This window comes from Ruegeria sp. ABV3_008 (assembly GCF_056161185.1).
In genome coordinates, this window is the sequence record NZ_JBSWYP010000005.1 from 60,836 (window position 1) to 86,043 (window position 25,208).

Annotated in this window: 18 protein-coding genes and 1 pseudogene; 10 read left to right on the forward strand and 9 right to left on the reverse strand. The window is 55.7% G+C overall.

Annotation, left to right across the window (positions count from 1 at the left end; translation table 11 throughout):
- Positions 1-25: 25 nt before the first annotated feature.
- The 7 genes from ACXAH8_RS10565 to ACXAH8_RS10595 are packed head-to-tail and all read right to left on the reverse strand — an operon-like array spanning position 26 to position 9,191.
- Positions 26-1,447: an AMP-binding protein gene (locus ACXAH8_RS10565; protein WP_475218184.1), complete on the reverse strand. Its 1,422-nt coding sequence runs from the start codon at positions 1,445-1,447 to the stop codon at positions 26-28.
- The gene (locus ACXAH8_RS10570) at positions 1,440-2,285 is read right to left on the reverse strand and encodes a hypothetical protein (protein WP_475218186.1); all 846 of its coding nucleotides are present in this window, start codon (positions 2,283-2,285) and stop codon (positions 1,440-1,442) included. The genes ACXAH8_RS10565 and ACXAH8_RS10570 overlap by 8 nt, the downstream gene beginning before the upstream one ends.
- Entirely contained in the window at positions 2,282-3,613 is a 1,332-nt protein-coding gene (locus tag ACXAH8_RS10575) for a hypothetical protein (RefSeq protein ID WP_475218188.1), read from the reverse strand. Before ACXAH8_RS10575 ends, ACXAH8_RS10570 begins: the two co-directional genes overlap by 4 nt.
- Complete coding sequence (locus tag ACXAH8_RS10580; RefSeq protein WP_475218190.1) at positions 3,610-4,710, reverse strand: BtaA family protein; 1,101 nt, start codon at positions 4,708-4,710, stop codon at positions 3,610-3,612. The genes ACXAH8_RS10575 and ACXAH8_RS10580 overlap by 4 nt, the downstream gene beginning before the upstream one ends.
- Positions 4,703-7,159, reverse strand: a complete 2,457-nt coding sequence (locus tag ACXAH8_RS10585; RefSeq protein ID WP_475218192.1) for a PEP/pyruvate-binding domain-containing protein — start codon at positions 7,157-7,159, stop codon at positions 4,703-4,705. The genes ACXAH8_RS10580 and ACXAH8_RS10585 overlap by 8 nt, the downstream gene beginning before the upstream one ends.
- Complete coding sequence (locus tag ACXAH8_RS10590; RefSeq protein ID WP_475218194.1) at positions 7,156-8,067, reverse strand: UbiA family prenyltransferase; 912 nt, start codon at positions 8,065-8,067, stop codon at positions 7,156-7,158. Before ACXAH8_RS10590 ends, ACXAH8_RS10585 begins: the two co-directional genes overlap by 4 nt.
- Positions 8,064-9,191: a hydroxymethylglutaryl-CoA reductase gene (locus ACXAH8_RS10595; protein WP_475218196.1), complete on the reverse strand. Its 1,128-nt coding sequence runs from the start codon at positions 9,189-9,191 to the stop codon at positions 8,064-8,066. Before ACXAH8_RS10595 ends, ACXAH8_RS10590 begins: the two co-directional genes overlap by 4 nt.
- 496 nt (positions 9,192-9,687) lie before the next feature.
- On the opposite strand from ACXAH8_RS10595, the gene ACXAH8_RS10600 reads away from it, so the two are divergent.
- The 5 genes and pseudogenes from ACXAH8_RS10600 (at position 9,688) to ACXAH8_RS10620 (ending at position 14,493) form a co-directional block, all read left to right on the forward strand.
- Positions 9,688-11,106, forward strand: coding sequence for a circularly permuted type 2 ATP-grasp protein (locus ACXAH8_RS10600; protein ID WP_475218198.1), 1,419 nt, complete (start codon positions 9,688-9,690; stop codon positions 11,104-11,106).
- A 2-nt stretch (positions 11,107-11,108) separates the two neighbouring features.
- A complete protein-coding gene (locus tag ACXAH8_RS10605) occupies positions 11,109-12,050 on the forward strand; it encodes an alpha-E domain-containing protein (RefSeq protein WP_475218200.1) in 942 nt (313 codons plus the stop codon).
- A 3-nt stretch (positions 12,051-12,053) separates the two neighbouring features.
- Positions 12,054-12,851, forward strand: coding sequence for a transglutaminase family protein (locus tag ACXAH8_RS10610; RefSeq protein WP_475218202.1), 798 nt, complete (start codon positions 12,054-12,056; stop codon positions 12,849-12,851).
- 11 nt (positions 12,852-12,862) lie between these two features.
- The gene (locus ACXAH8_RS10615; protein ID WP_475218204.1) at positions 12,863-13,624 is read left to right on the forward strand and encodes a proteasome-type protease; all 762 of its coding nucleotides are present in this window, start codon (positions 12,863-12,865) and stop codon (positions 13,622-13,624) included.
- Between the two features lie 74 nt (positions 13,625-13,698).
- Positions 13,699-14,493, forward strand: a pseudogene (locus tag ACXAH8_RS10620) (IS5 family transposase).
- Positions 14,494-14,522: 29 nt separating this feature from the next.
- Here the strand turns inward: ACXAH8_RS10620 and ACXAH8_RS10625 are convergent.
- Positions 14,523-14,666 (reverse strand): DivIVA domain-containing protein, encoded by a 144-nt coding sequence (locus ACXAH8_RS10625; RefSeq protein ID WP_475218540.1) that lies wholly within the window; start codon positions 14,664-14,666, stop codon positions 14,523-14,525.
- A 467-nt stretch (positions 14,667-15,133) separates the two neighbouring features.
- On the opposite strand from ACXAH8_RS10625, the gene xrtT reads away from it, so the two are divergent.
- From xrtT to aspT, 5 genes are all read left to right on the forward strand, one after another.
- Entirely contained in the window at positions 15,134-16,588 is a 1,455-nt protein-coding gene (gene xrtT, locus ACXAH8_RS10630; RefSeq protein WP_475218207.1) for an exosortase T, read from the forward strand.
- A 104-nt stretch (positions 16,589-16,692) separates the two neighbouring features.
- Entirely contained in the window at positions 16,693-18,669 is a 1,977-nt protein-coding gene (locus ACXAH8_RS10635) for a VIT and vWA domain-containing protein (protein ID WP_475218209.1), read from the forward strand.
- Positions 18,670-18,822: 153 nt separating this feature from the next.
- Positions 18,823-19,506, forward strand: coding sequence for a response regulator transcription factor (locus ACXAH8_RS10640; protein ID WP_475218211.1), 684 nt, complete (start codon positions 18,823-18,825; stop codon positions 19,504-19,506).
- On the forward strand, positions 19,500-21,056 hold the full coding sequence (locus ACXAH8_RS10645; RefSeq protein WP_475218213.1) for an ATP-binding protein: 1,557 nt from the start codon (positions 19,500-19,502) through the stop codon (positions 21,054-21,056). The genes ACXAH8_RS10640 and ACXAH8_RS10645 overlap by 7 nt, the downstream gene beginning before the upstream one ends.
- A gap of 587 nt (positions 21,057-21,643) precedes the next feature.
- On the forward strand, positions 21,644-23,344 hold the full coding sequence (aspT, locus tag ACXAH8_RS10650; RefSeq protein WP_170552053.1) for an aspartate-alanine antiporter: 1,701 nt from the start codon (positions 21,644-21,646) through the stop codon (positions 23,342-23,344).
- A gap of 99 nt (positions 23,345-23,443) precedes the next feature.
- Here aspT and ACXAH8_RS10655 read toward each other — a convergent pair whose 3' ends face one another.
- Positions 23,444-25,075, reverse strand: coding sequence for a bifunctional aspartate transaminase/aspartate 4-decarboxylase (locus tag ACXAH8_RS10655; protein WP_475218215.1), 1,632 nt, complete (start codon positions 25,073-25,075; stop codon positions 23,444-23,446).
- Positions 25,076-25,208: the final 133 nt, after the last annotated feature.

The following is a 25,208-nucleotide window of genomic DNA, read 5'->3' on the forward strand; positions in this document are numbered from 1 at the left end:
CAAGGATTGTTGAGCCGTATAATACCTAAATTAATTGGCTGCTTTCCAGTTTCGCGCGATCGACTTTGGAGGCATGGCGCTTGTCCATAGGGATGCTCTCAATCGAAACCACATTGGGAATGCCAAACCCAAGCGCAGAACGCTTCCAATCCTCGAGGTACTTTTGTGTTCCTTGGACGCAGAGTGTGGGGCCTACTTTCGTTGTGACAAAAGCGCATCGATCCACGCCCGGCCATTGCTGGGCCGCGACTTCGATCGCAAAGGGGAAAAGTGTACCTGAAGCGACTTCAATTTCGGATCCGATACGCCCCCAAAGCCACAAACGTCCGTCATCATCGAGCGTGCCCGCGTCACCAGTCCGGTGCCAAACAATGTCACCTTCCTTGATTTTGTTTTGTTGTGAGTGACGCGGGTCCAAATACCCTTCATTCACATGTGCGCCGGCGACCTGAATCTCGTTGTCGCGAATGCGGAGCGTGATGTCAGGGACCGGGTAGCCCACGAGTAGCCCCCTTCCAGAAGCCATGTCGCGGTAATCCTCATCCGAGATGTCGAGGGCATCGAGAACCGCGATTGGTTCAGCTTCGGTCGAACCGTAGACGCACACAACCGACAGACTGTGCCGGGATCTCAAAGCCTCTACCAGCTTTGGAAACACTGGACCGCCGCCGGTGAACACCGTGTGCATCAGCCCGGTGTCCTCGGATCGAACCAGCTTTTCGCACAGTGATGGCGGTATCAGGGCGCGGGTGACGTTCTGCGCGTGAATCCACCGTTCCAACTGCGTGGGCGACAGGCGGTCCAGCTTGCTGAGCTTCCAGTTTGGTAAAACACTTGTGCGCCCGGCCGCCAGATTGATCAGGGTGAACACCGGAAAGGCGACCAGATCACGCTCGGCCTTGTCGCTGTTGAGGAGGGGTGCGATGGCAGCGTGCTGTGCCATCAAAAACGCGTGCGAGCGTGGAATGGCTTTGGGCTTACCAGTCGTGCCGGAGGTGAAGGAGATCAGGGCGATATCATCCGGTTGCACCTTGTGCACTGTCGGGGTGATGTGGCCTTCTCGGGACGTGAGCAAAGGAAGGGTCCAAAGGCTGGGAACCAGAAACTTTAGCAAGGAATACGGGCCCGCCGAACAGAACGCTTTTGGGTTTGTTGCCCGAATGGCATGGCGCAGACCGGCCAGTCCCATGGCTGGCTCCGGCAAGACTACGGTAGCGCCAAGGGACCACAGGGCGGCCAGGCTGGTATAGAGGTCAGCGTTGACCGGCATTGCCAACAGCACACGATCCCCCGGTTGGATGTCATTGCACTGCCACCGACCCGCCAATTGCTGAACGCGTTTGTGTAGGGCCTGAAAACTGATCTGGCGCCCTTTGCCGTCCACGATGGCGGTCTGGTTCGGAACGCGCTCAACCGCAGCGGCGAAATGGGACAACAGGTCAGCCATTCAGCTTGCGCCCAAGCAGGGTATAGCGCCGGAAGATCGTTGCGCCTTCGGCGGCGCTGCGGTCAGCCGAGGTGTTGTCATCATGGATCAGCGCATGAATTGCCGTGTCGTATCCCAAGCTGAATGCCGTCTTGTGAAACCTGTGGGACAAATGCCGCCCAGCTCCCGGTTCGAGACTGGCGTAGGTCTTAAGGATGGCGGATTTCGGATTGGGGCCTTCGGCATAGTTGGGAATGCCGAACAAAAACCCGGCCAGGGTTCCGTCGTTGCGGCGCGCAAACAGGATCAGGTCGCGCTTCATCATCGGCACAACCGGCAAATACATGGCCAGAAAATCGGCCTCGGATATCGGCTTGTAGAACGCGTTGTTTGAGAACGCCCGGGTTGAGAGTTCAAAGACCTGACGAAAGAGGACCTCGGGGTCCGTTCCGTCCCAGGCCTCCACCATGAAGCTGCCGCTATCCGGCGGAGCGGTCGCAGCAGCGGCCTGCAGCGGTACTCGGGCCGAGAAATACCGACTGATCTCTGCAAACCCCGCTGACCGGAACGCCTCGGGCTCATGCGGTTTGTTGCTGGGCTCCATCAGGAACGGAACAGACCCGTCGCTGTCCGAGACAAACCGGTAGCTGTGCCACGTATCGCCCGACATAGGCCCAATAATGCGATTGAGGCCCGCATCTTGCACCCGCTCTATCCCCTCGCGCAGAATCTCCGCACCGGCCTCAGGTGTTTTGCAGGAAAAATCACCGAAAGTTGCGGTCGGCGCGCCGTCCCAATTCGGGCCGTTCAGATAGACAGTCAGTTTTGCATCCGCTGTTTTGATGGTCTCTTTGGTCATGCACCAACTCCGGCAAAGACCCCTGCACCAAGTGATCCGGCAAGGATCCAAAGGTAGGAAAACAAGGGCAGGGCGAGGGCCAACAGCGTCAGCCTAAACACTCTGTCTTTTTCGAACCATTGTGGTCGGGCCAACGGCACTGCGGCTGTGCAAAGGAGTGAAAACAGGGCCAAAGCCGTCAGAGGCTCGGCCCAGTTTGATTGTTCGGAATTCTGGGAAACAACCCAAGCCCGTACGGCGAACAAAACAGCTGCAGCAAGCGGTATCGCGATTGGGCTGGAACGCAGCGCCAACGCAATATGCCCCATGGCCAGCCCCATTGCACTTAGCCCAAAAAAGGAAATCGCATCCCATCCTGTTGCATGACCCATCGCAAGCCAACCAAACCCCAAAAGACCCAAGGCGGCGATGATATCCAGATCGGGGTACTTGCTGTCACAAGGAGAAGCGGTGCGCGCCCATCCGTGCGCAGCAAGAACCATGATCGGCAGTGCCGTATTCTGCAGTTTTGCGGCGGCCAGCAGCAAAAAAACCGCAACAACATACACGCGAGTCGCATGTTTGGTCAGGCCCAGCTTGGTTCCCACCACGCCGAAACTGGCAAGGGCGGCAAAGAACAGCGCAGCCAACAGGGCGAGTTCTGCCAAAGAGCTGTGGTAGTGGCCGTTTAGAAAAATCAACAAGCCAAGCGGCAGGAACAGGTTGTCAAACCCGCGCCAACTTTGCGCTTCGACCAACGTGCCAAAACCCGCCACCATGAGGCAAAGCATCATGATGTTGGATGGCGGGAGTTTCGACATGAACAAGAAGCAGATGATCGCAACCAACAGCGTTACGACAAAAAACACGACTGAGCCTTCCAAGCTCTTGTCGCCATCCTCCACCACGTAGCGTTTGGTTCCATAGGTAGTTCCGGCCAGCGCCGCGGCGGCATCCGCCAGTGTAAGAACGGCGATTGGCAAGATGTAGAAGAGTGTGTTTTCCCCTGCCAACAGAAAGCAAAGCCCGACCGACAGAGCGAGCAGAAAGTCACCGTAGGACGTACGCTCTACCCCATGCAGGGTTGCACCCAGACCCGAAGAGAAACGGGGCAGGCGGAGCACCAGCATCACCAGGATTGTGGCTGCAATCAGCATGTAAACCGGCCAGCGATCGGGAAAGAGCCAGGGTAAAAGCAACGCAAAGAGACCGGTGCTGACATGCATCAGTTTGCGCTGTACTTCGGAACTCAACCCCGCCGTTTTGGCCAGATACCGTATGACCATCATGACGCCGATCAAGGCGACCACGGACCCCGCCGCAAGCAGAATCTGCCCAAGAACAGTCACGGTTGAACCTCTTCGACGACAAAATCGGAATAGAAGAATGCCATGTCGCGGGCTTTCTGCTGTGTTTCGATGTCGGTCAAGGTTGTGACGCGTTTTAAGTATTTAGTCGGAACCCGACGGGGTGCCATCATGTTCCAATAGACCAATCGGGCGTTTGGCTCAGCGGCAGTCAGGATAGAGCCGTAGACCTGAGGGAAGGTCTCGGGGGACATGTATTCAAAGATGTCGGACAGGTTGAAACCGTTGGCTTTCTCACCGGTTGATACAAAAGCCTCGAGCGATCCAAGGCGGATGTCCAGACGATCCAACCGGGATCGGATTGCCTCATAGTGCTCGGGCCGCCAGGCCATCGGCAGCGCGTCGCCGTGATTGCCTTTGAGAATCCAGTGCAAATAGGGGTTTTGCGAGGGATCAGTGGTGACCCCCGCATGACGGATGCGCCGGGCGACATGTTGGGCGGGGCTGCCCTCAACATGGTCGAAGAACGCACTGTCCCGACCCATGCGTCCCATGACGAAACGCGAGAAGAAGAGGTTCAGCAAAAGCCGCCATCGAACCGTGTTGAACCGCGTGTCGAAAAAGGTCTGGCGCTCTGTCGGCGAGCGGGGGGTCAACACTGCGTCAATGGTCCTACGAGAATGGACGAGCGGCAACAGCCAGGTTTGAAAGATGCGAAAATAGCGCTCGAACTTGCCGACGCCGCCGATACCATGTTTTTCAACCTCGGGGGCCAGCGCCTTCCAGAAGGCGCGCGTCTCAGCATCGGTGGACTCCAAAACCCGGTTCAACAGTGCACCCCGTCGCGTACTTGCGCGTGAGCCTGTGAGTTCTATGAATTCGGGATGGGTCAGAACTTGATAAGCCGCGATCCGAAGCTTGAGGCAGGCAATCTGCGCCTTTGACAGGTCCAAAACCACAACGCGCGCAGGATCGAGTGTCAGCATCGCCAGCGCATTATCCCCGGCCGAGCAGATGGACACCAGCGTCTTTCCTGCGCACTCACCCAAGGCCGTGGTGAGGACATCTGCGTCCTCCCACAGTTGGGCATATCGGATATGGTCGAAATCCGCTTTTGTTTCGATCTCGCTGCTACCCATCGCACCGCTCCACTGCGCCGCTTGCCCCGTCGACACGGATCACCTCGCTATCTTCGATCCAGTGCGTGGCGCCTTTCAGGCCGACCACGCAAGGGATGCCCAACTCACGCGCGACGATGGCCGAATGGGACAACAGCGACCCCCGCTCGACAACGATTGCGGAGGCGTTCGAGAATACCGCGATCCAGCCCGGGTCGGTATGGCGGGCGACCAGAATGTCTCCGGGGTTCAGGGCCTGCGCGCGCGGGTCGCGGATCACACGCGCGCGCGCTTTGATCTGCCCTGCTGAACAACCCGTGCCGTGTTTCACGCGCGCCGTGTCTACCTCGGCTTCCACATCTTCGGACCAGATCGGTGCGATAGCGGGACCACGGATTTCGATACGTTCGGGTGGGTCGGGGCGTCGGGAGGAGGCGTCATCCTCGCGTGTGCGCCGCGCAACGATGCCTTTCAGGTCGGGTGACAGGCTGTAACCCTCAACCGCTCCGAGAACTTCATGAGTTGTCAGAAAGAATACATCCTTGGGTGAGGGCAGCAGGTCGCGGGCGGCGAATTCCCGGCCGATGCCTAAAAACACACGCCGGGCATAGCCGAAGATACGCGTGCGCTCAAAGCGCAGGTTTTCCCGGTCGCGCACGCGCGCCTTGGTCCAGCCCAAAATCCATTTGGCCAATTGCCGTTTGAGAGGGTTTGACGGAAACAGCGCCTTCCAATCTGGCTCAGCACCTTCCTGACGCACGGACGGCGGACGTTCGGCGCTCGCTGCGATCGCCAGCAGCAGGCTGGTCGGGTCGTCGCGCAGCGGAACGCTTTCCAGTTTGAGTTCCTCCGTACACCGGTCGCCGAACTTCTCAAGATAGGCATCAATCTCGGCTTCGATCTGGGGGTGTCCGGATAGAACCGACAAATGCGCATTGGCCTTTAACGGCTCGGCAAGACCTGCCTGCCGGACCAGTTCTCCCATCCGGGCTATGCGTTGCGCGGGTTCCGCGGAAACGATATCGCCTTGCCCGATCATGAGGTCATTGTGCAGGGTCAACCCATCCTCGCCCAGCCACTTTTGCAGCAGGTTGCGCGAGCCACCAAAGGCAATCATGCACAGGAAATCGTTGATCAGTGGGGCATCCCACCGATCCAGCAGGGTGCTTTCAATGCGACGATACTCGGCGGCCAGTTCGGTCGCATTCGAGGCATCCACATCCAGCCCCGCCTGCAAGATGTCGTTCAACCTGCGATAAAAATCACGCCGAGTCCGTGGCAATCGGATGGCTTGCCAGATCAGACCGCCCGCAACTTTTGACAGTTTTGCGTACTCCAAAAGCTTGCGCCAGCCAGTGGTGGGGGGCGGGGCAAGAGCATCCGTAACCTCACGTGGCATCGGTTCAGAAACGCCCATCATCGTTTCCATGTAGTCGCGGTTTAGCGAAAACCCGGGCAGCAGCGCCAGCGCGCGATACCAGTTGATCAGATTGTAATAGACGCGCCCGTCCACCCGGCCCAGCAAATTGTCAAACACGGTTGGGTTCCGGGCAATCGTGTGCCGGGACACGCCCAATAGCCTGACGAAAGCGCGATAGACCTGAGAATACACATGCAGGGCAAAGGAATAAGTCAGCGGGCTGACGATCCCCGGATAGCTTTCGACGATATTGGAATTGTCGAAAATGGTCAGGGTCTGATCTGCAAGCGGCGCTGGGCGAAGAGTCGTGGTGATCGGCCGGGCCTGCAGAATATGCAGCCCCTGGGTATCCATAGCCCATTCAATGTCCTGAGGGGAACCGAACAGCGCCTCGGCCCTTCGGGCGAGGGCCGCGATGGATTGTGCCTCGGGCAGGGTCAAATGCGCGGGCATGTCCGGAGTATTTTCTGGTGTGCCATTCGCACCGATGACCCAGTCTTCTCCGTCCGCTTCGCCTGATACAAGCTGCTCTGCAAGCCCATCAATGGCCGAGATCACGACCACATTGCGCCGACCACTGACCGGATCGGCGGAAAAGGCGACACCGGCCGCTTTGGCATCGATCATGCATTGCACGACGATCGCAGGGGCTTCGGCCGCACCGCCGGTTTTGACCGCCCGGTAAGTCTCAATCGTGGCTGAGAAACCGGATTGCCAGACTTGCTTGGCCGCTGCGATCACATCTTTTCCGGGGACGTTCAGGACCGTTTCGAACTGTCCCGCATGGCTTTGGTCCACACCATCTTCGGACCTGCCAGAGCTCCGCACCGCGTAAGGTCCGGGTCCGAGTGTTTCAATCGCGGCGGTCACAGCCGATTTCAGGCCCTTTTGCGCGATGGGTCCTGATTGCCCCATGCGAAATGCATCGTTGGTGATGACGAAGAACGCGGGCGGGGAAAACCGGTGTTGCGCCAGATGCGAAAGGGCTGCTGCTTTCCCACCGACAACCGAGACATCGGTGGCACCCGTTTGGGCAATGATGAAACTCATGCAAAGGCTCCGATCAGGAAGGGTAGAAAACCAGCCGTAGCATAGCAGAGGAACACCCATAGGCCGGATACGGTGTCCATCCTTTGTTCGGCTCTTGCGGTGGGTGTCTGAGTGTAGCGGAGGGCGGCGAGCCCGCAGGGCACTAGCGCCAACGCACCGATCAGTGCGGTTGACCAGCCGACTCCGGTGGCGCTGCCTGTGCCGACAAGTAGGGCGTAAGACACTAGAACGCAGCCGATCCAGATACTCCCAGCCAGACGCGGCCCCCAAAGGCCGGAATAGGTATCGACCCCGGCGATTTCGTTTTCCGGCGCCCATAGTTTGCGCCCGATCTCAAGGACGCAGCCATTCACAAAGGACAGTGCCAGAAACAGCCAAAGCGAGGGCGCTGCCCCGCCTGCCGGCAGCCATTCGAGGCCGGTCAGCAACAGATCAATCAAGGGCATGATGGCCATATGGCTTAGCAGGTAAAAAACCGGTCGGGACTTCAGCCAAACCGGAACGCCGAATTCAACCGTCATTGCTGCGAGCCAGATCCAGACCGCACCCAACAGCCACAAAACGGGAGGGTGCCAGAACCATGCCGCAGCAAGCGCCAGTGGGATGGTGAGCAATCCGAGACTCAGGACTTCGCCTGGTGAGACCAATCCGCGTGGGATCGGCCTGTCCGGCCTGTACCGCCGGTCATCCTCGGCGTCCTTGAACTCATCGCAGACCCGCATCTGGAAGAACAACGCCATGGCCAATACAAAGCCAGCGGCAAAGGCGGGCCACTCGGGCAGGGGACGGTTGGCCAGACGGGCAGACACACAAATGCTGGCCGAGGAAAACACCAGCAGCAGAGGGACGGTTTTCTTCAGCGGGAATCGCTCGGACTGGTAAATCCAGAATCGGTTCTGAATGCTCATCTGTGGCGGGCCAGACTTTCATGGGCGCGGGTGAAATGGCCCGCAGCTATCGCAGCAACAATGGAGATTTCGCCGCACAGGCATGTGGCTGCGGCCACCTCGGCCAAAGCCGTGCCATATCCGTTGCCTTTGAGGCCAAGTATGTTCAGCGCCGCTGTCTGACTTGGCAAACCGGTTCCGCCACCGACCGAGCCGACAAGGATGTTGGGAAGTGTCACCGAGCAGAACAGATCGTCGCCTCTAGGTTCCATACGCGTGACGCCCATTGCGCTTTCGGCAACGCAGGCCGCGTCCTGTCCGGTTGCGATATAGAACGCCGCCAGCCCGTTGGCATAATGTGCCTGCGCGCCGAATTGGCCCGACAAATGCGCCCCCAGATTGGCGACACGGCCATAGTCCAGCATCGCTTCGACCGTGGTTCCCAGCGTCTTCTCGACAATCTCAGCCGGAAGCGTGACCGAGGCGCTGACCTTGCGCCCGCGCCCCGTCACCAACCCCAAAGCCGAGGCCTTTTTGTCGCCCGAGAAATTACCTTCGACATACCAGTCTTCAATCGCGACAGGGCAGCTATCTGCGATGGCGTGGCACAAGGCGTCGGTAGCGATGGTCACCATGTTCTGACCCGCAGCATCCCCTGTGGTATACCGACAAATCAGGAAAACGACGTTGGTGTCGATGAACGGCTCCAGTGAGACAAGCTTGCCATGACGGGTTGTCGCTTCGGCCGCAGATTGGAGAATGTCGACATTTGTCACCACCCAATCCACGAATTGCCCAGCCTTTAGCAGGCTCTCAAATACAAAGGCTGGTGTACGGAGCACACCTTCGTACAGAACGGCAGTGCTGACACCGCCTGAACGGGTGGCGGCGTAAGCGCCCCGGGCGTAAGACGCAACCAGCGCGGCCTCGGTGGTCGCGAGTGGGACATGAAAATCCCCGTTTGCGTTCATCCCGTTCAAGCGCAAGGGGCCAATAACCCCGACAGGCAGCTTAACCGTCCCGATGAAATTCTCGATATTGGCTCCGTAGATTTCGGCGTCTTCGATGGTCGCTTGATCTGCAATCCGTGCTTGATCGTCTGCGCTGGCTGTGGGTTTCAATTTGCCCCAAAAGCGTTCGACCATCTCTTTGGTCGGCTTGCGGGAGGGGCGTAGTGTAGAAAACTCCACGTCGCTCGGCGCCATCTGCTGGGGTATCTGATCGGCGTCAAATCGCGCTTTAATGCGTTGAAGCATTTCCCGAACGTGAAAAGGAATGACCAAAGGCGCGCTCCAATAAATTATCCGTACATATGTTGTGCAGCTAAAAACCGATGCGAGGGCAAGGTATCAGTCGCGAGATCGAAATCCAGACAAATGTTCGCCGATCAAGTGTTTGATCCCAAGGGGGCTCGCATTCGTCGCAGAGCCCGAAGGATAAGTCTGTCAGAGGAAAGGGGGGAGCAAGCCTTCTCCTCGATTTGTGCAACGAAGCCGCATGAATTCGAACAAAAAAACCAGCGGCGTTGTTCAAATTGGTGGATGCACCAACTCGCTTGAAAAATAGGCGTTTCTTCCAGAAGTGCTTAGCAAAAAGGACCGAATGACTTGAAAACCCCGAATTGATCGTCAAACTTCTCGCATGAGTGAGTATTTTGATGAAATGTTCAACAGCGATGGATCGCTCAGAGGTCCATACGAAGAGATCGGTCGTTGGTTTGACGCGGAAGATGTATCACGGCTAAGAGCCAAGCAGCGCGAGGCTGAGGAAGTCTTCAGGCTGACGGGTATTACCTTTAACGTTTATGGCAAAGCCGAAGCAGAGGAACGGTTGATACCGTTTGATATCGTGCCGCGCGTCATTTCCTCGCGAGAGTGGCAGCGGCTGGAACGCGGTATCGAACAAAGGGTGCGGGCAATAAATGCCTTTCTTCACGACATCTACCACCGCCAAGAAATCGTTAGGGCCGGACGTGTACCGGCCGAGATGATCGCCGGGAACGAAGCGTTCCTGCCGCAAATGCTTGGCGTCTCGCCGCCCGGTCAGGTTTATACGCATATCGTCGGTGTTGACCTGGTGCGAACCGGACCAGATGAGTTCTTTGTGCTTGAGGACAACGCGCGCACGCCATCCGGTGTCAGCTATATGCTGGAGAACCGGGAAACGATGCTAAAGATGTTCCCCGAGCTCTTCAGTGCCACAAATGTTCGAAATGTTTCCGACTACCCGCGAAATTTGAGGCGGTCTCTTGCAGCCTGCGCACCGGCCTGTGCAGAGGGAGAGCCCACGGTCGCGGTTTTGACCCCCGGTATCTACAACTCAGCCTATTACGAACACGCGTTTCTTGCGGACCAGATGGCAGTGGAGTTGGTCGAAGGACACGATCTGAGGGTTGTCGATGGCCGCGTCTGCATGCGTACCACCCGGGGCTACAAGCCTATCGACGTTCTGTATCGACGGGTCGATGACGATTTCTTAGATCCGCTGAATTTCAACCCTGATAGCGCGCTGGGCGTTCCCGGCATCCTAGATGTCTACCGCGCGGGGGGCATCACTATTGCGAATGCTCCGGGCACAGGTATCGCGGATGATAAGGCAATCTACTCCTACATGCCTGAAATCGTTGAATTCTACACGGGCGAAAAGCCCCTGCTTCAAAACGTACCCACCTGGCGTTGCAGCGAGCCAGAGTCCTTGTCATATGTGCTGGACAACCTGTCCGAGCTTGTGGTCAAGGAAGTACATGGGTCTGGCGGTTACGGTATGTTGATTGGCCCTACGGCCAGCAAGAAAGAGATTTCAGCTTTCCGTGAAAAGCTGAAGAGGAGGCCCGGGAACTATATTGCTCAGCCGACTTTGTCGCTTTCGACGGTTCCGATTTTCGCGCGTTCGGGGCTGGCACCCAGGCACGTTGATCTGCGCCCCTTTGTTTTGGTGTCCCCAGATGGAGTTAACATCACGCCCGGCGGTTTGACACGCGTGGCGTTGAAGAAGGGGTCGCTCGTCGTGAACTCAAGTCAGGGCGGCGGGACTAAAGACACTTGGGTTCTGGAGGACTGACCATGCTGGGAAAAACTGCTGGCGGGTTGTTCTGGATGTCCCGTTACCTCGAACGAGCGGAAAACACGGCGAGGCTGCTTGAAACAGGTCAGAGGATGGCGTTGACCCGTTCCAAGAACTCCGCCGAAGAATGGGGCTCTGTACTGAAAACGGCGGGCGTTTTAGATGGATACCACGCCAAGTACGAAGACATCTCAAAAGACAACTCTGTGGATTGGGTGTTGCGCGATGCCGATAACCCATCCTCGATCAAGTCGGTCATCAAACAGGCAAGGAACAACGCGCGCCTTGTTCGAACCGCACTGACCCACGATGTTTGGAGCGCGGTAAACGCAAGTTGGATGCAAATTGACGAGGCGATGAAGCGCCGCGTGAATGAGCGCGATTTGCCCGCCATGTTGGAGCTTATTCGTCACCAGGCCGCACTGGTCCGTGGCGCCACTTTGGGCACCATGCTGCGCAATGATATCTTCGATTTCACTCGCATCGGCACTTTTGTCGAACGGGCCGACAACACGGGGCGCATCTTGGACGTGAAGTACTACGTTCTATTGCCCACGGCGTTCTCAGTCGGCTCGTCACTGGACAACATCCAGTGGGAAAGCATCCTTCGTTCCGTCGGTGCTGGTGGCGGCTATCGGATGACCCACGGTCAGAAAACCAGACCGTCTGACATTGCTGAGTTTTTGATCTTGGATGAGAGGATGCCTCGCAGTCTTCACTTTTGTTGTAGAAAGATTCAGGAAAACCTGTCCTACCTGAAGAAAGACTATGGCTTTGCGGGGCCGTCATGCGCCGCATCAAATGCACTGTACGAGAAATATCTGGACCAGAAGATATCCGATATCTTTGAGTTGGGGCTTCATGAATACATTCAGGACTTCCTGACAGATCTCGGCAACTTAAGTCGTCAGATCGAGATTGACTACCGGTTCTATGAGTAGCCCATGAAACTGCACATTCGCCATGAGACACGATATGATTTCGACGCGCCGGTCCCCTTTGGGCTGCAGCAGCTTAGGAAAACGCCAAAGTCATTTCGAAATCAAACCATCGAGAGCTGGAGCACTGAAGTCATCGGAGGGGTCAAGGAGCTGAGCTTTGAAGACTACCACCGCAACACAGTGGAATTGATCATTTTCGAAGCAAATACCCAAAGCATTTCCTTGATATCCGAAGGCGTTGTGGCGGTGGAAGACACACATGGTGTCCTGGGACGCCATGAAGGGTCGACACCGCTGTGGCTTTTTAATCGGAGCACGCCTCAGACAACGCCAGGAAAAGGGGTTGCCGACGTGATCGGCGCGCTGCCTGAAGGCGAACCGCTTCAGCAGATGCACGCCTTGTCCGAAATAATTCGATCTCGGGTCACCTATGAAGTGGGAAGTTCACACCCAGGTTGGAGCGCTGAAGACGCCCTCGCAGCTGGGTGCGGCGTGTGCCAGGACCATGCGCATATTTTCATTGCCTGCGCTCGAAAGATCGGAATGCCTGCGCGCTATGTTTCGGGTTACCTAATGATGAACGAAACCGAGCTGCAGGACGCGACCCATGCCTGGGCAGAAGTGCATTTGGACGGGCTCGGATGGGTTGGATTTGACGTTTCCAACGGAATTTCGCCTGATCATCGCTATGTACGCGTCGCAACCGGTCTGGACTATGCCCAAGCTGCGCCGGTAATAGGGAACCGAATTGGGACAGCGGGTGAGCAATTGACAGTGCAGTTGCAAGTCGCACAGCAGTAACGGAGAACTTAATGACCTATGCTGTGGGCATGCGGCTGAACCGCGGACTGGTGTTCATGTCCGATACGCGGACGAACGCAGGCGTCGACAATATTTCGACCTTCAACAAGATGTTCAACTGGACGGTGGAAGGTGAGCGGTCGATCACTCTGCTGACCGCGGGCAATCTGGCGACCACTCAGGCCACAGTAAGCCTGCTTGAGGAGCGCACAAAAGCGCCGGAAGATCGTTCTCCCTCGATCCTGGAAGCGCCGACAATGTTTCAGGTCGCGCAATTGGTCGCGGCTACGTTGAACGATGTCATCGAAGAGCATGCCCGGTCTGGGCAGCAAGCTGACAGCGCCTTTCACGCAACGCTCATTCTGGGTGGGCAGATTAAGGGCGGGCCGTCTCGATTGTTCCTGATCTACCCCGAAGGCAACTTTATCGAGGCAGGCGACGACACCCCATTCTTTCAGATCGGAGAGACAAAATACGGCCGCCCAATTCTGGTGCGTGCCTACGATCCCGAAATGAGCTTTCCGGAGACCGTGAAACTCTTGCTCGTCAGTTTCGATTCAACGATCAAGGCAAACTTGTCTGTTGGGGCGCCGCTGGATCTACTGCTTTACGATGAAGACAGCCTTGAGGCTGGCACGAGGTCTAGGTTTGAAAGTGACGATCAGTACTTTCGAACGATATCGGAAGGTTGGGGCGACGCCTTGAAATCTGCCTTGTCCAAACTTCCAGAATACAAGGCGGCGTCAGAGCGAAATACTCGAACCTCGGCTTAGTCCGCGCCTACGGTCAGGATGTATCGATTTTCAAAGCGCTGCATGGTTCGCGGCTCGGAAAATTGAATGGTGATATAAGCGACCTTTTCTGGCTGACTGACGAGCATGTGGCCAAACTTTCCACGTTCTTCCCGCGGTCGCATGGCAAGCCACAGGTAGATCACAAAAGGGTATTTAGTGGGATTATCTTGATCAATCGAAATGGGTTGCGGAGGCAAGACGCTTTCAAAAAGTACGAACCGCAAAAGACGCTCTATAGCCGGTGGAAGCGTTGGAGTGAGGAAGGTATCTTCGCTCGGATGATGGTCGCCTGGTCAGCCGAACACGGCGAGGAAAAGACCGTGATGATCCCCGTGCATCGAAACTGCGTTTCGACTACCGGGAAGTGGACGCGACCCACCTGAAAGCACATCGTACCGCGACCAGCATGGCTGCGAAAAGGGGAGCGTGGCCGCCTGATTGGCCGAACCAAGGGCAGCATGAATAACAAACTGCATGCTATCCGTGAAAGTCAATGGCGACCGATCAGCCTTTTTGTCACCGCTGGCCAATTCAATGACTACATCGGTGCGCGAGCGCTACTTAGCAGTATTCCAGATGTCGACTGGCTGCTCGGGGACCGCGGCTATGATGCAGACTGGTTCCGAGACGCTTTGAAAGACAAAGGAATAACCACCGGTATCTCTGGTCGAAAGCAACGCAAGACAACCGTGAAGGATGACAACCATCGATACAAAGGGCGCAACCGAATTGAGATCATGTTTGGTAGGCTCTAGGACTGGAGGCGCGTAGCGACACGCTATAATCGGTGTCCCAAAGTCTTCCTCTCCGCAATCGCACTCGCAGCAACCGTCATCTATTGGCTATGAATCCTAACCTTGGGCAAGATCCCTTCAGCTTATTTGTAGGCAATCCGCTGTAGTGCATCGTCGACTTCGTCCTCTACGTACCCTTCAAACCTGCTTGCAAACCGCAGATTCAGCCCACAAGAAGAAACGCTGCTTAGTGAGTTGGAGGCAGCGACAGCGTATCTCTTCTCCAGATCAAAGGGCGTTTATCCATCCAAGCCCGCAGGCGTCTGGCCTGAAAGCTCTGCCAGACGTGCGCCAATGTCACAAAGTGTCCACTTAGCTAAGTGGGCACTTCAGCGGCCGGAACGGGGAAGCGGAGCCAGCTTAAGAAGTGGGGCGATGACGAGAAGCGGATGAACTGTGCGCAGAGCATCGTTCCCGGGATTTCTGTTGCTCAGTTGGCGCGGCGCAGTGATCTGAATGTCAATCAAATTTTCACTGCTTGGAAGACCCGAAATTCGCGCCGAACAATCAGGCCGTTGAAATTGAGACCAAGTTTCTTCCGGCAGTGTGATTGCAGAGATTACATCGCCAGAGGCAATACGCGCATCAAGTTGAGGACTTAGAATTGCAATGAAAACCTCACTTAAGAGTGTCTCATCAAAATCTGCACATCTTGGGCAGGGGAAATGCGCATTCGCCGGTCACATCTGGCGGCATGAAACGTTTGACCGCAGATAACTTGGCTTGGTGCACCTTCGCAACCGCCTCCGCAATCCTTGCAGCGCAGCCTTTGCAATGGCTTGCACAAAGCTGGCTTAGTCCGGCCTACGGATCGTACGGATATATCTATGTTCTGCTGATTTTTGGTTTGGCCGGCATGAGCGTTCTGAGCGGCCGTCCAAAAGAAGTGGGCTCTCAGATACCTGCGATTGCCTTGTTGTTGCTGGCCGCTTTGATCCGATTTCTAGGACAGGTTTTGGCGGTCAATATCCTCAGTGCTTGCGCGCTTGCATTGGATGTTTTCGCGCTGGTTTCGGTATTGCAGCTGCATCGTCGCCCCTTCGCGCTTTCACCATTCTGGATGGCCACTCTGTTTTTGTTTTCTTTACCAGCCGAGATGGTCTTGCAGCGTACGCTTGGCTTCCCGTTGCAGATGGTTTCGGCGGAATTGTCCTGTCACATGCTTGGCTCTTTGTTTTCAGGTGTCGTTTGCGACGGGGTGCGCATCACTTTGGAACAGAAAGACATTCTGGTGGACTTGCCATGCTCGGGCGCGTCAGGGCTTTTGCTGTCGCTGGCTTTTGTGGTCACTCAGAACGCGATCATGCGTCCTAAACTGTATGTCGGTGCCCTCAGCGTTTTGACCGTGATCGGATGCGCCGCCTTGGGCAATAGTCTGCGCATTTCACTTCTGGCGATCGGGATTACACATGATCTGGATGTGATGGCCGAACCTTGGCACAGCCTGATCGGGTTGGTAACGCTTGCTCTGACGGTTGCGCCCTTTGCGCTGTTCTATCGGCCCCGCAATGCGGTTGCATGTGTAGGTCGCCCACAATCCAGCCGGATTATCCTGCCGAAACCCATCAAAGCGCTTGGCGGGTTTGGTTGCCTGGTCGGCAGCATTGCCATCGTGTCCCTCAAGGCTAATCCAATGGATGTTTCGGGCAGAGTGGCGACCCCGAACCTTCCCACACAAATTCACGGGCATCTTATGCGAAGCGTGCCTCTGACTGCGATGGAGGCACACTACTTCGAAGCCTATGGCGGGCAGGCGCAGAAGGCTCAGTTTGGTCCGCTGGGGCTGAATGTGGTCAGCACGCGCGCGCCACTGCGGCATCTGCATGCACCGGAGATCTGCCTGCGGGGTCTGGGTTACAAGGTTCACTTTCTTGGCACACGCTATGACAGCGTTCCGAGTGCCTACTATCGCGCGATCGGCCCAAATGGGCACGAATGGTTCGTCGCAGTCAGCTACGTCTCACAAAACGGGCACGTCACACCCAGCGTAGGTGAAGCGATTTGGCGCTGGCTGAACGGCTCCGGCGGCACCTGGAGCAGCGTGCAAAGGATTACCCCATGGAGTCTGGACAGCGAACTTCGCGCCCAACTCGACGCTGCCACGATTGCAGCTCTGGACATTCAAACCATCAAAGGAACGGACATATGATACGCCACTTTGCTTTTCTCTTCTTACTGTGCCCCGGGATTGTCTACGCCCAACCAGAAGACGACGTCGCGGGCCGATTGGTCGGTAGTAGTGCGGCGGGTCAATTGGATCTCCCGCTGCTCAAATCGGACCTTTCCGTTGATATTCAAAGCGATATTGCAACCGTTCAGGTGCAGCAGGTGTTCGTGAACCCATCAGATGATCCAATGTCGGCGGAGTACTTGTTTCCACTGAACCAAAAGGCTGCCGTCTATGCCATGCAGATGCGGGTTGGCGACGAAGTGATTGAGGCTGAGGTTCAGAAAAAGCACGAGGCCGAACAAACCTTTGAAACCGCAAAGCAAGAGGGTAAGGCCGCAGCCCTTTTGACCCAACATCGTCCCAACATGTTCACGCAGAACGTTTCTAACTTGATGCCAGGGCAGCCGATCACAGTGACGCTGAGCTATGTGCAGGCGGTTCCAAAGATCGATGATGCCTATGAGTTAGTGCTGCCACTGGTTGTCGGGCCGCGCTATCAGGACACGGTGGACTTTCAACCGACGTCCGAGAATGCCGTGCTGGCGGACTTCCACGAAGAAGAGCTGGACGCCTCCGCCGTGGCCGAGATCGATGGCTGGGAGGTTTCCCAGTTACCCGAGTACCCGCCGGTTCCAGGCCTGACGAACCCAGATACGATTGAACCCGCACGCGTTTCGCTGGCCCTGAACCTGCGTGGCGCGGTCCCCGTTTCCAATCTGACAAGCGCCACCCATGATCTGCAGCTTGAAGAGTCCGATGGAATAATCAGTGCCACCTTCAAGAAGGGGCGCGTGATCGACAACCGTGATCTTGTTTTGCGTTATGAACTTGGCAGCGATCAAACAGCAGCCGGAGTGCTGGCTCATCATGATGAGCGTGGCGGTTTTGTGTCGCTGTTGATCGAACCCCCAAAGGTTCCGCAATCGGATCAAATCACGGCGCGAGAGCTGGTTTTTGTGCTCGATACCTCGGGATCAATGGGCGGCGCGCCGCTGGATGCCAGCAAGCGCTTTATGGAGGCTGCGTTACAGGGTTTGCGTCCCGAAGATTATTTTCGCGTGATCCGGTTTTCGTCCCGCGCGTCCGAATTCGCGTCCCAAGCCGTTCCCGCCACAAGCGGCAACATCCGGTCTGGTTTGCGCTACGTGCGCGACCTCCGTGCCAGTGGTGGAACCGAAATCGACAATGCAATCCGTCATGCTTTTGCGACGCGACAACCTGAGAACACACTGCGCATCGTCGTCTTTCTCAGCGATGGATATATCGGGCGCGAAGCGGATGTATTGCGCACAATCCGGCAGCAGATTGGTGATGCTCGGATCTATGCCTTTGGTGTCGGCACTGCTGTAAATCGCTACCTTTTGGATGGGATGGCCAAAGAGGGTCGTGGCTATGCCCGATATGTCGACCCAACTCAACGCGCGTCAGATGTTGCTGAAACGCTCGCCCAAGACCTGAAATCGCCGGTACTGACGGATATATCCGTCGATTGGGGCGGGCTGAATGTAACTGACGTCGTTCCCCGACATATCCCTGACCTGTTCGACGGTGGCTCAATCCGGGTTATGGCGCGGTACGAAGGCGGTGGGCCTACGGACATCAAGATCAATGGCTTGGTTCAGGGTCGAGACGCGCAAATGCCCTTGTCGCTGATCCTGCCCAAGAAGCCCGCCGCTAACGATGATATGCGCCAAGGAAAGGCAATCCCATTGACCTGGGCACGCACGAAAATTGCGGATTTGGACCGAGCTCTGGCGGTTCAGACAGGTAACCCCAGAAAGCTTGAAGCACAGATCACTGATCTTGGCTTGAAGTTCAATCTTCAGACGCAGTTCACCTCTTTTGTCGCTCTGTCTAAACAGGTTGTGAATGAAGGCGAGGTACCGTCAAAAGCCACTCCCGTGGTCCTGCCTCAGGTGGCGGGCGTCGGTGCTGCGGCCTATCCCAAAACCGCGTTCAGCGGATCATCCACTCCCGAGCCGCAAACGATTTTTGGGCTGATCGTCCTGGCGGCTTTGGGCGCGCTGCGTCTGACCCGAGTTCGGAGGATCGAAGCATGAGACATATACCATACAAATTGCGAACAGATGCCTGGTGGTTGGGGGACGATTTCAAATGGAGCGCACCACGTGTTCAAGCCCCACTTGACCCGGCCAATGGCAGTGTGATCTCTGATCGTGACTTGGGTGAGACTTCGACGGCGGACACATACGGTGAACAACATTTTAATTGTAGATGATGATGCCCGTATCCGCGATGTCGTACGTTTTGCACTGGAAGATTCCGGTTTTCAAACCACCGAGGCGGGCACCGGCCAGGATGCATTAGAGCTGTTCAGAAAAACCCCGACTGACTTGGTTGTTCTGGATATCGGAATGCCCGAAATGGACGGGTTGGAAACGTGCACGGAGCTGCGCAAAACCTCAACTGTACCGATCCTGTTTCTGACGGCACGGGATGATGAGATTGACCGCATTCTTGGGTTTCAACTTGGTGGCGATGACTATGTCACTAAGCCTTTCAGCCCGCGTGAGCTGGTTCTACGGATCAAAGCCATCCTCGCGCGCTCGGCAGACACAAAGGCGCCCGATGATGTGACGGTTTTTCAGGATCTGCGGCTGGATCACAGCGCCCATCGGTGCACCCTAGCGGAAACCGAAATTCAGCTGACCGGGATCGAGTTCTCGGTGCTGTCTATCCTCGCTAAGGCACCAAGCAGGGTCTTCGGGCGGTCGCAGCTCATCGAAATGGTCTATGGTCACAACACGTACCTGTCCGGTCGCACAGTTGACAGCCATATTCGCAATATCCGTCAAAAGGCACGGGCGTCGGGCTATCCAGACCTGATCCAGACCGTGCACGGGGTTGGTGTAAAATTGGGCGTTTGTCGGTGCTGACCGTCAAGAAAAAATGGCGGCCTTCGCTTGCGCTGGTGATTGCGTTGGTCTGCATCGCATTGGTGACGCTTCCAATCATCAGCGTTCTGGGCGCTCGCTTGTACAGCAACCAATTCGCGCGTGAAACGGAACGCAGCCTGCTGTCTCAGGCGGTTATCTTTGCCGAGGTGTATGCTGCGGCTTTCTCAGAATTCCAACATACGCCAGATGTTGGCCACAGCTTGTCCCCCGAGCAGATCACGCGGCTTCAGCAGGACTTTCATCCCATAGCACCCAGTTTGGACCTGCTTCGCGGTGAGGTTTCGCCGCCCAGACCCGATCCGGTTGCAATAGATGAACCGCTGGCTGCGCCATACGCGGCGATTTCTCAAACGTTGTCCAAATTGGCCATGTCTGCAAAGAAGACGACTCTGTCAGGATTTGTTTTCACGGATCATTCTGGCCGAGTCATTGCCAGCAGCGGATCCGTCACCGGGTCCTTTCTGCATGTCCCGGAAGTGTCTCAAGCTCTGCATGGGGAAACCATCTCTGTGTTGCGGCATCGGGACAATCCGTCTAAGAGGCATCTTCTGAATTCGATCAGCCGGGACACGTCTTATCGCGTGTTCGTTGCACATCCCGTTGTGTTGGGCAATCGGGTTATCGGCGCCGTTTACCTGTCGCGCACGCCCATGGACCTAAGGAAGTTTCTGTTTCAGGAACGGTTCACACTGGGTTCTGTTGCCGTGTTCATGCTGGTGTCTGCGGTCGGGGTCGGTTGGGTGATGTGGCGACTGATCTCGAAGCCAATTCGCGACCTCAGCAGTCAAAGCCGAGATGTCGCAAACGGGTCGAAGCCAACGCCTGACCCGGTGCCGCACTATGGGGTGAGGGAATTGGCAGATTTGGGCAACAACGTCGTTTCTATGGCCGCAACCTTGTCAGAACGTTCCACAGCGATTGAAACTTACACGAGCCATGTCACACATGAGTTGAAATCGCCGGTCACCGCAATTCTTGGTGCGGCCGAGCTGTTGTCTGAAGGGCCATCTGCTCTAAACAGTGACCGAAATCAGAAACTCGTTCACAACATAAAGGAGGAAGGTCTGCGCATGAACGCTCTGTTGGTGCGTCTTCGCGAACTGGCCCGGGCCAGCATTCAAACTGACGCGACTCCAACGCCATTGGCGGATATTGTCCAAGCCGCATCAGCCGAGTTTTCAGAGCACGTCATTGAGTGTCACGCGCCTTCCGACACGCGCCTACCATTGTCCAAAGATCAGGGGCACATTGTTCTGCATCATCTTTTGCAAAATGCATTCCAGCACGGGGCAACACGTGTCGACATTACATTTGATGCAGCTTCAAACAGCTTGATTGTCGCTGACGACGGCACGGGAATTTCCCCGCGCAACAGCACGCGCATCAGCGAGCCCTTCTTCACGACAAGACGGGATCAAGGCGGTACTGGCTTGGGCTTGTCCATTGTTTCCGCTGTATTGAAACAAGCAAATGCAGTGATCGAGACAATGACCCGAGAACACGGTGCCAGCTTTCGGATCAGGTTTTGAGCCTCATATGAGAGTACTTTTGGCGGGCAACCTTTGGTCGGTGCCGGCTTTCACAACTTGTTGCACGCTCCATTTTTGCAGATCGGAAGACAGCGATTCACCCAGACTGAAATTTCTACACCAGTAGCTGCAGAAATCGCGCTAACTCCTGTCAAACTGCGTAACCTTTGGCTCTGTCGCACAAATCGGGAAGAAGAGGCCAAAGACTTAACTGCGCTCACGACGACGCTGTTCTGTACACAGTAGCCAGAGGTTCAATGTTATCGCTTCATTCCTGCAGGATAGGTCGGAAAAACAACCTCCACTCGCTGCAGTTTAGGTGAATATCTGAAAATGGTCGAAGAGAGCATAGGAATCCATCGAAATGGCAAAGGCTCTTTCCCAAAAGGCAAAGAGGGAATGGCGTGATCTACGTTTCGAAAATAGCTTTTTAGATTTCAAGTTCACCCGAATATTTCAAGAAACTGTTCCGAATGGCTTCATAAAGTCCGCACGACGTCGGGTGTCTAAATTTTTTTGTTTTCAATACAGTAGGGCGCTGTATCTTTAGGAGAAATGACCAGCGTTTGAACCCTGGAGATTTAATAATGGAACTGATTACAGAACAACTTCGCGCCTTCCCGATCATGGCACTGTTTCTTTGCCTGGGTCTTGGTTATGGCGTCGGAAAGTTTCGGGTCGGCAAGTTCGAATTGGGGGGCATCGCTGGCACGTTGTTGGTGGCGGTCTTCATTGGCCAGATCGGTGGTATCAACCTTAGCACCGATGTTCAGAATGTTTTCTTTTCTCTCTTCATATTCATGGTCGGTTACAACGGCGGGCCTCAGTTTTTTGCGGCCTTGAACCGAACCGCGCTGACCAAGTTGCTTGCCGCGTTTATGATGACCCTCTGGGGGTTGTTTTTTGTTATCGTTGTTGCCCGATTGGCGGGCTTGGACAAAGGGCTGGCCGCGGGGCTGGCCGCTGGCGGCCTGACACAATCTGCAATCATTGGCACCGCTGGAAATGCCATAGATCTGCTTGGGCTCGCCGCTGATGAGGCGGAAAAACTGAAAACCAACATCGCCGTAGGATACTCGGTTACTTACATCTTCGGCTCAATCGGCCCGATATTGGCGGTTAGCATCATTCCCATCATCATGCGTGTCGATCTGCGGCAAGAAGCGATTAAGTTGGCTCAGAAACTCGGCGGCGGTGGACCCAAACTAGAGGAAGGTGAGTTCCTTCCCATGAATCGGTTCGACGCCCGCGCCTATCAGGTAAATGCGGATGCAAGCATTGCCGGAAAATCCGTCAAGGACATCGAAGGCGGTTATGATGGCGATCTGATCGTCGAACGGTTGCTCCACGATGGCGCTCCTGTGGATCCAACCCCTGAAACGATAGTCAATGCCGGAGACACTGTGGTCGTCTCTGGCCTTGTTGCGACTTTGACCCAGTTCGAGGGGAGCGCCAGTGGTGAAATCGGAGAGTACCCACCTGAACTGACGGTTGTGGAGGAGCGTCGCAACGTCGTGGTCACCAACCGCAAACTGACCGGCAAAACCTTGGCAGAACTGCGCGAGGCTTTGACGGCAGATCAAAGGCGCGGTGTTCATATCTCAAAGATCACTCGCATGGGCCATGATGTCCCCGTCCTGCACAACACAGAGATTCACGCAGGTGACGAGATCAGTATTGTCGGTCACAAGGACGACTTGAACCGAGTTGCCAAGGTTGCGGGCTATGTGCCGCCTTCGGCCTCAGTCACCAATTTCATTGCATTGGGGATCGGTGTGGCCATCGGCTATCTGATCGGAGAGATCAGTTTTGTCATCGCAGGAACGAAGGTGGCTTTGGGGTCCGGCCTCGGTTGCCTGGTTACAGGTTTGATCATCGGCTATTTGCGCATCCGGCAACCCAAGATCGGCGGTATTAACCGTGGGGCCGCGAATTTCCTTCAGAGCTTTGGTTTAGCCGTGTTTGTTGGCGTCGTTGGCCTAAATGCGGGCAAACCTGCACTAGAGGCAATTCAGGAATATGGGATCATACTTCTGCTTCTGGGTGTTGTGGTTACATTGATGCCCATGATCGTGCAGTTCCCGATCAACTACTTCGCCCTGCGTATTAAGAACCCGGTTGAAGCCTGTGCGGTTGTGACCGGGTCACGCTCGGGCAATCCCGGTTTTGCGACACTATTGGAAAAAGCCGGGAACTCGACACCCACACCCGCCTTTACCATGACCTATGCCGTGGCCAATATCTTCCTGACACTCTGGGGGCCGTTGGTTGTGGCTTTTGTTCCGTAGGACAGACCGCGCAACAAGTAGGGTCCTAGCTTGGAAGGGTGAGATCAGCATGATTACCCATCATCATGCTGATCCGTTTCTTTGCGCTGCTGCGAGATCTCAACCGTGCAAGGGCAGTCCTTTCGAGGCACGGTAGGCCTGCACGTAACCAGTGGCCACCGCGCGCACCGCTCTTCCGATCTGGCGGTAAGCACTATCATCCAAATTGGCGAAGGATACCCGCGCCGACCAGTTCGGCGCGTCAAAGCCCGATCCATTCAGCAACACGATCCCGTGGTCCTGTGCCAGTTTGAAGGATATATCCAGCGGGTGGACATTCTCTTTGATCCACTCGACCACCTCTTCGCCCACGTATTTGCGAAGCCAGAACTCAAAGTCGATAATACCGTAGTATTTGTCGAACAGCGGGTTGTCGGGAACTTCGATGCCCATCCCGTCGACCAACTCGTCAAAGCGATGTTTCAGTATACGCCAGCAGAATTTCTGATAGGCCTTCTCTTCGTCCATAAGCTCGACGAGTGAAAACAAGGTCATCATCACCTGTTGTGGCAGCGACAGACCCGCAGTGTGGTTCAGCGCAACATCGCGGCTGTCGGCGACGATCCGGTCGATGAACTTGAACGAGGATGGATCAGGTGTCAGCGTTTCGTAGCGTGCGTTGACGACAGCCTTGGTTTCGTCCGGAGCATCCGCAATCATCTTGTCGAAGATGTTGTTCTCGGCCACTAAAATCGCGCCTAAACGCCACCCGGTGCAACCAAAATACTTGGAGTAGGAATAAACCCCGATAGTGTTCTCAGGTAGATGCCCCAAGATAGACTGAAAGTTTGGAACGAAGGTCCCGTAAACATCGTCAGTCAAAATGATCAGGTCGGGGCGGCGGGTCTTTACGAACTCGACAAGCCGAGCTGAGACCTCAGGGCTGATAGCAACTGAAGACGGATTGCCCGGGTTGACCAGAAAGAGTGCTTTGACTTTCGGGTCGGACAGAATTTCGAAATCTTTGTCGTTCAGTTGAAAGTGATCCTCTTCTTTCGAAGAGACATCCACCGTGTTCAGCCCATAGTCTTCAAGGACCGGCATCTCCAGATAGGGCGTGAAAATCGGTGTGCCCAACGCAATGGTGTCACCAGCATTCAGCAATCTCTGGTTCTTAAGCGCTTTGAAGATGTAGCACATCGCCGCGGTGCCACCCTCGACCGCGTAGATATCAAACTTAGCATCCGGTCGGTGCCCTGCGCACATCGCCCACATAACGTATTCATGCACAATCGCTTCGTTGTGCTCCATGCAACGGTCGGGCATCGGGTAATGGTCACCAACAATACCGTCAGTCAACTCGAGCACGAAATCGTCTGGCGTAAAACCAAATTTCTCAATCGCAAAATCAACGACTGCCACCAAAGTATCCGCACCGGGAGGGCCGTTTCCTTCAATCGACTTGGCGCAATACTTTTTTAGCCGGTCATAGCAGCCTGGCCCTTGCGGCATGCCAGCCAGACCGACCTCCGGCTCGTTTTGATGGCGCTGAGCTTCTGTCATGGCGAACTGCCCCAAAAGGAAAAATGCCTCACGCGCTTTGGTGGCGATCCAGTTTGGGTTCCCTCGACCGGCATTTAGGTATGGCAGAGCCATCTGCCGCGCCTCTTTTTGCGCCAACTTGATAAGTTCATCTTTGATTTGGAAAGGACTTAGGTTTTCAAATTTATGCAGGTTGAGCGATTCTGGCATGACATCAAATCCTTGCGTTAAAACAGATGACGTAGTTCAGCGGATCGCATGCAAGGCAATGTGTCAATGAAAACAACGCTAATTGAAGGGATGAACGCATAACCGAGGATTGCGTGTCGTCATTAGAAGACTT

Coding starts and splice junctions, on each gene's coding strand:
- ACXAH8_RS10565 (WP_475218184.1), bottom strand. CDS start 1,447: ATGGCTGACCTGTTGTCCCATTTCGCCGCTGCGGTTGAGCGCGTTCCG.
- ACXAH8_RS10570 (WP_475218186.1), bottom strand. CDS start 2,285: ATGACCAAAGAGACCATCAAAACAGCGGATGCAAAACTGACTGTCTAT.
- ACXAH8_RS10580 (WP_475218190.1), bottom strand. CDS start 4,710: ATGGGTAGCAGCGAGATCGAAACAAAAGCGGATTTCGACCATATCCGA.
- ACXAH8_RS10585 (WP_475218192.1), bottom strand. CDS start 7,159: ATGAGTTTCATCATTGCCCAAACGGGTGCCACCGATGTCTCGGTTGTC.
- ACXAH8_RS10590 (WP_475218194.1), bottom strand. CDS start 8,067: ATGAGCATTCAGAACCGATTCTGGATTTACCAGTCCGAGCGATTCCCG.
- ACXAH8_RS10595 (WP_475218196.1), bottom strand. CDS start 9,191: ATGGTCGAACGCTTTTGGGGCAAATTGAAACCCACAGCCAGCGCAGAC.
- ACXAH8_RS10600 (WP_475218198.1), top strand. CDS start 9,688: ATGAGTGAGTATTTTGATGAAATGTTCAACAGCGATGGATCGCTCAGA.
- ACXAH8_RS10605 (WP_475218200.1), top strand. CDS start 11,109: ATGCTGGGAAAAACTGCTGGCGGGTTGTTCTGGATGTCCCGTTACCTC.
- ACXAH8_RS10610 (WP_475218202.1), top strand. CDS start 12,054: ATGAAACTGCACATTCGCCATGAGACACGATATGATTTCGACGCGCCG.
- ACXAH8_RS10615 (WP_475218204.1), top strand. CDS start 12,863: ATGACCTATGCTGTGGGCATGCGGCTGAACCGCGGACTGGTGTTCATG.
- xrtT (WP_475218207.1), top strand. CDS start 15,134: ATGAAACGTTTGACCGCAGATAACTTGGCTTGGTGCACCTTCGCAACC.
- aspT (WP_170552053.1), top strand. CDS start 21,644: ATGGAACTGATTACAGAACAACTTCGCGCCTTCCCGATCATGGCACTG.
- ACXAH8_RS10655 (WP_475218215.1), bottom strand. CDS start 25,075: ATGCCAGAATCGCTCAACCTGCATAAATTTGAAAACCTAAGTCCTTTC.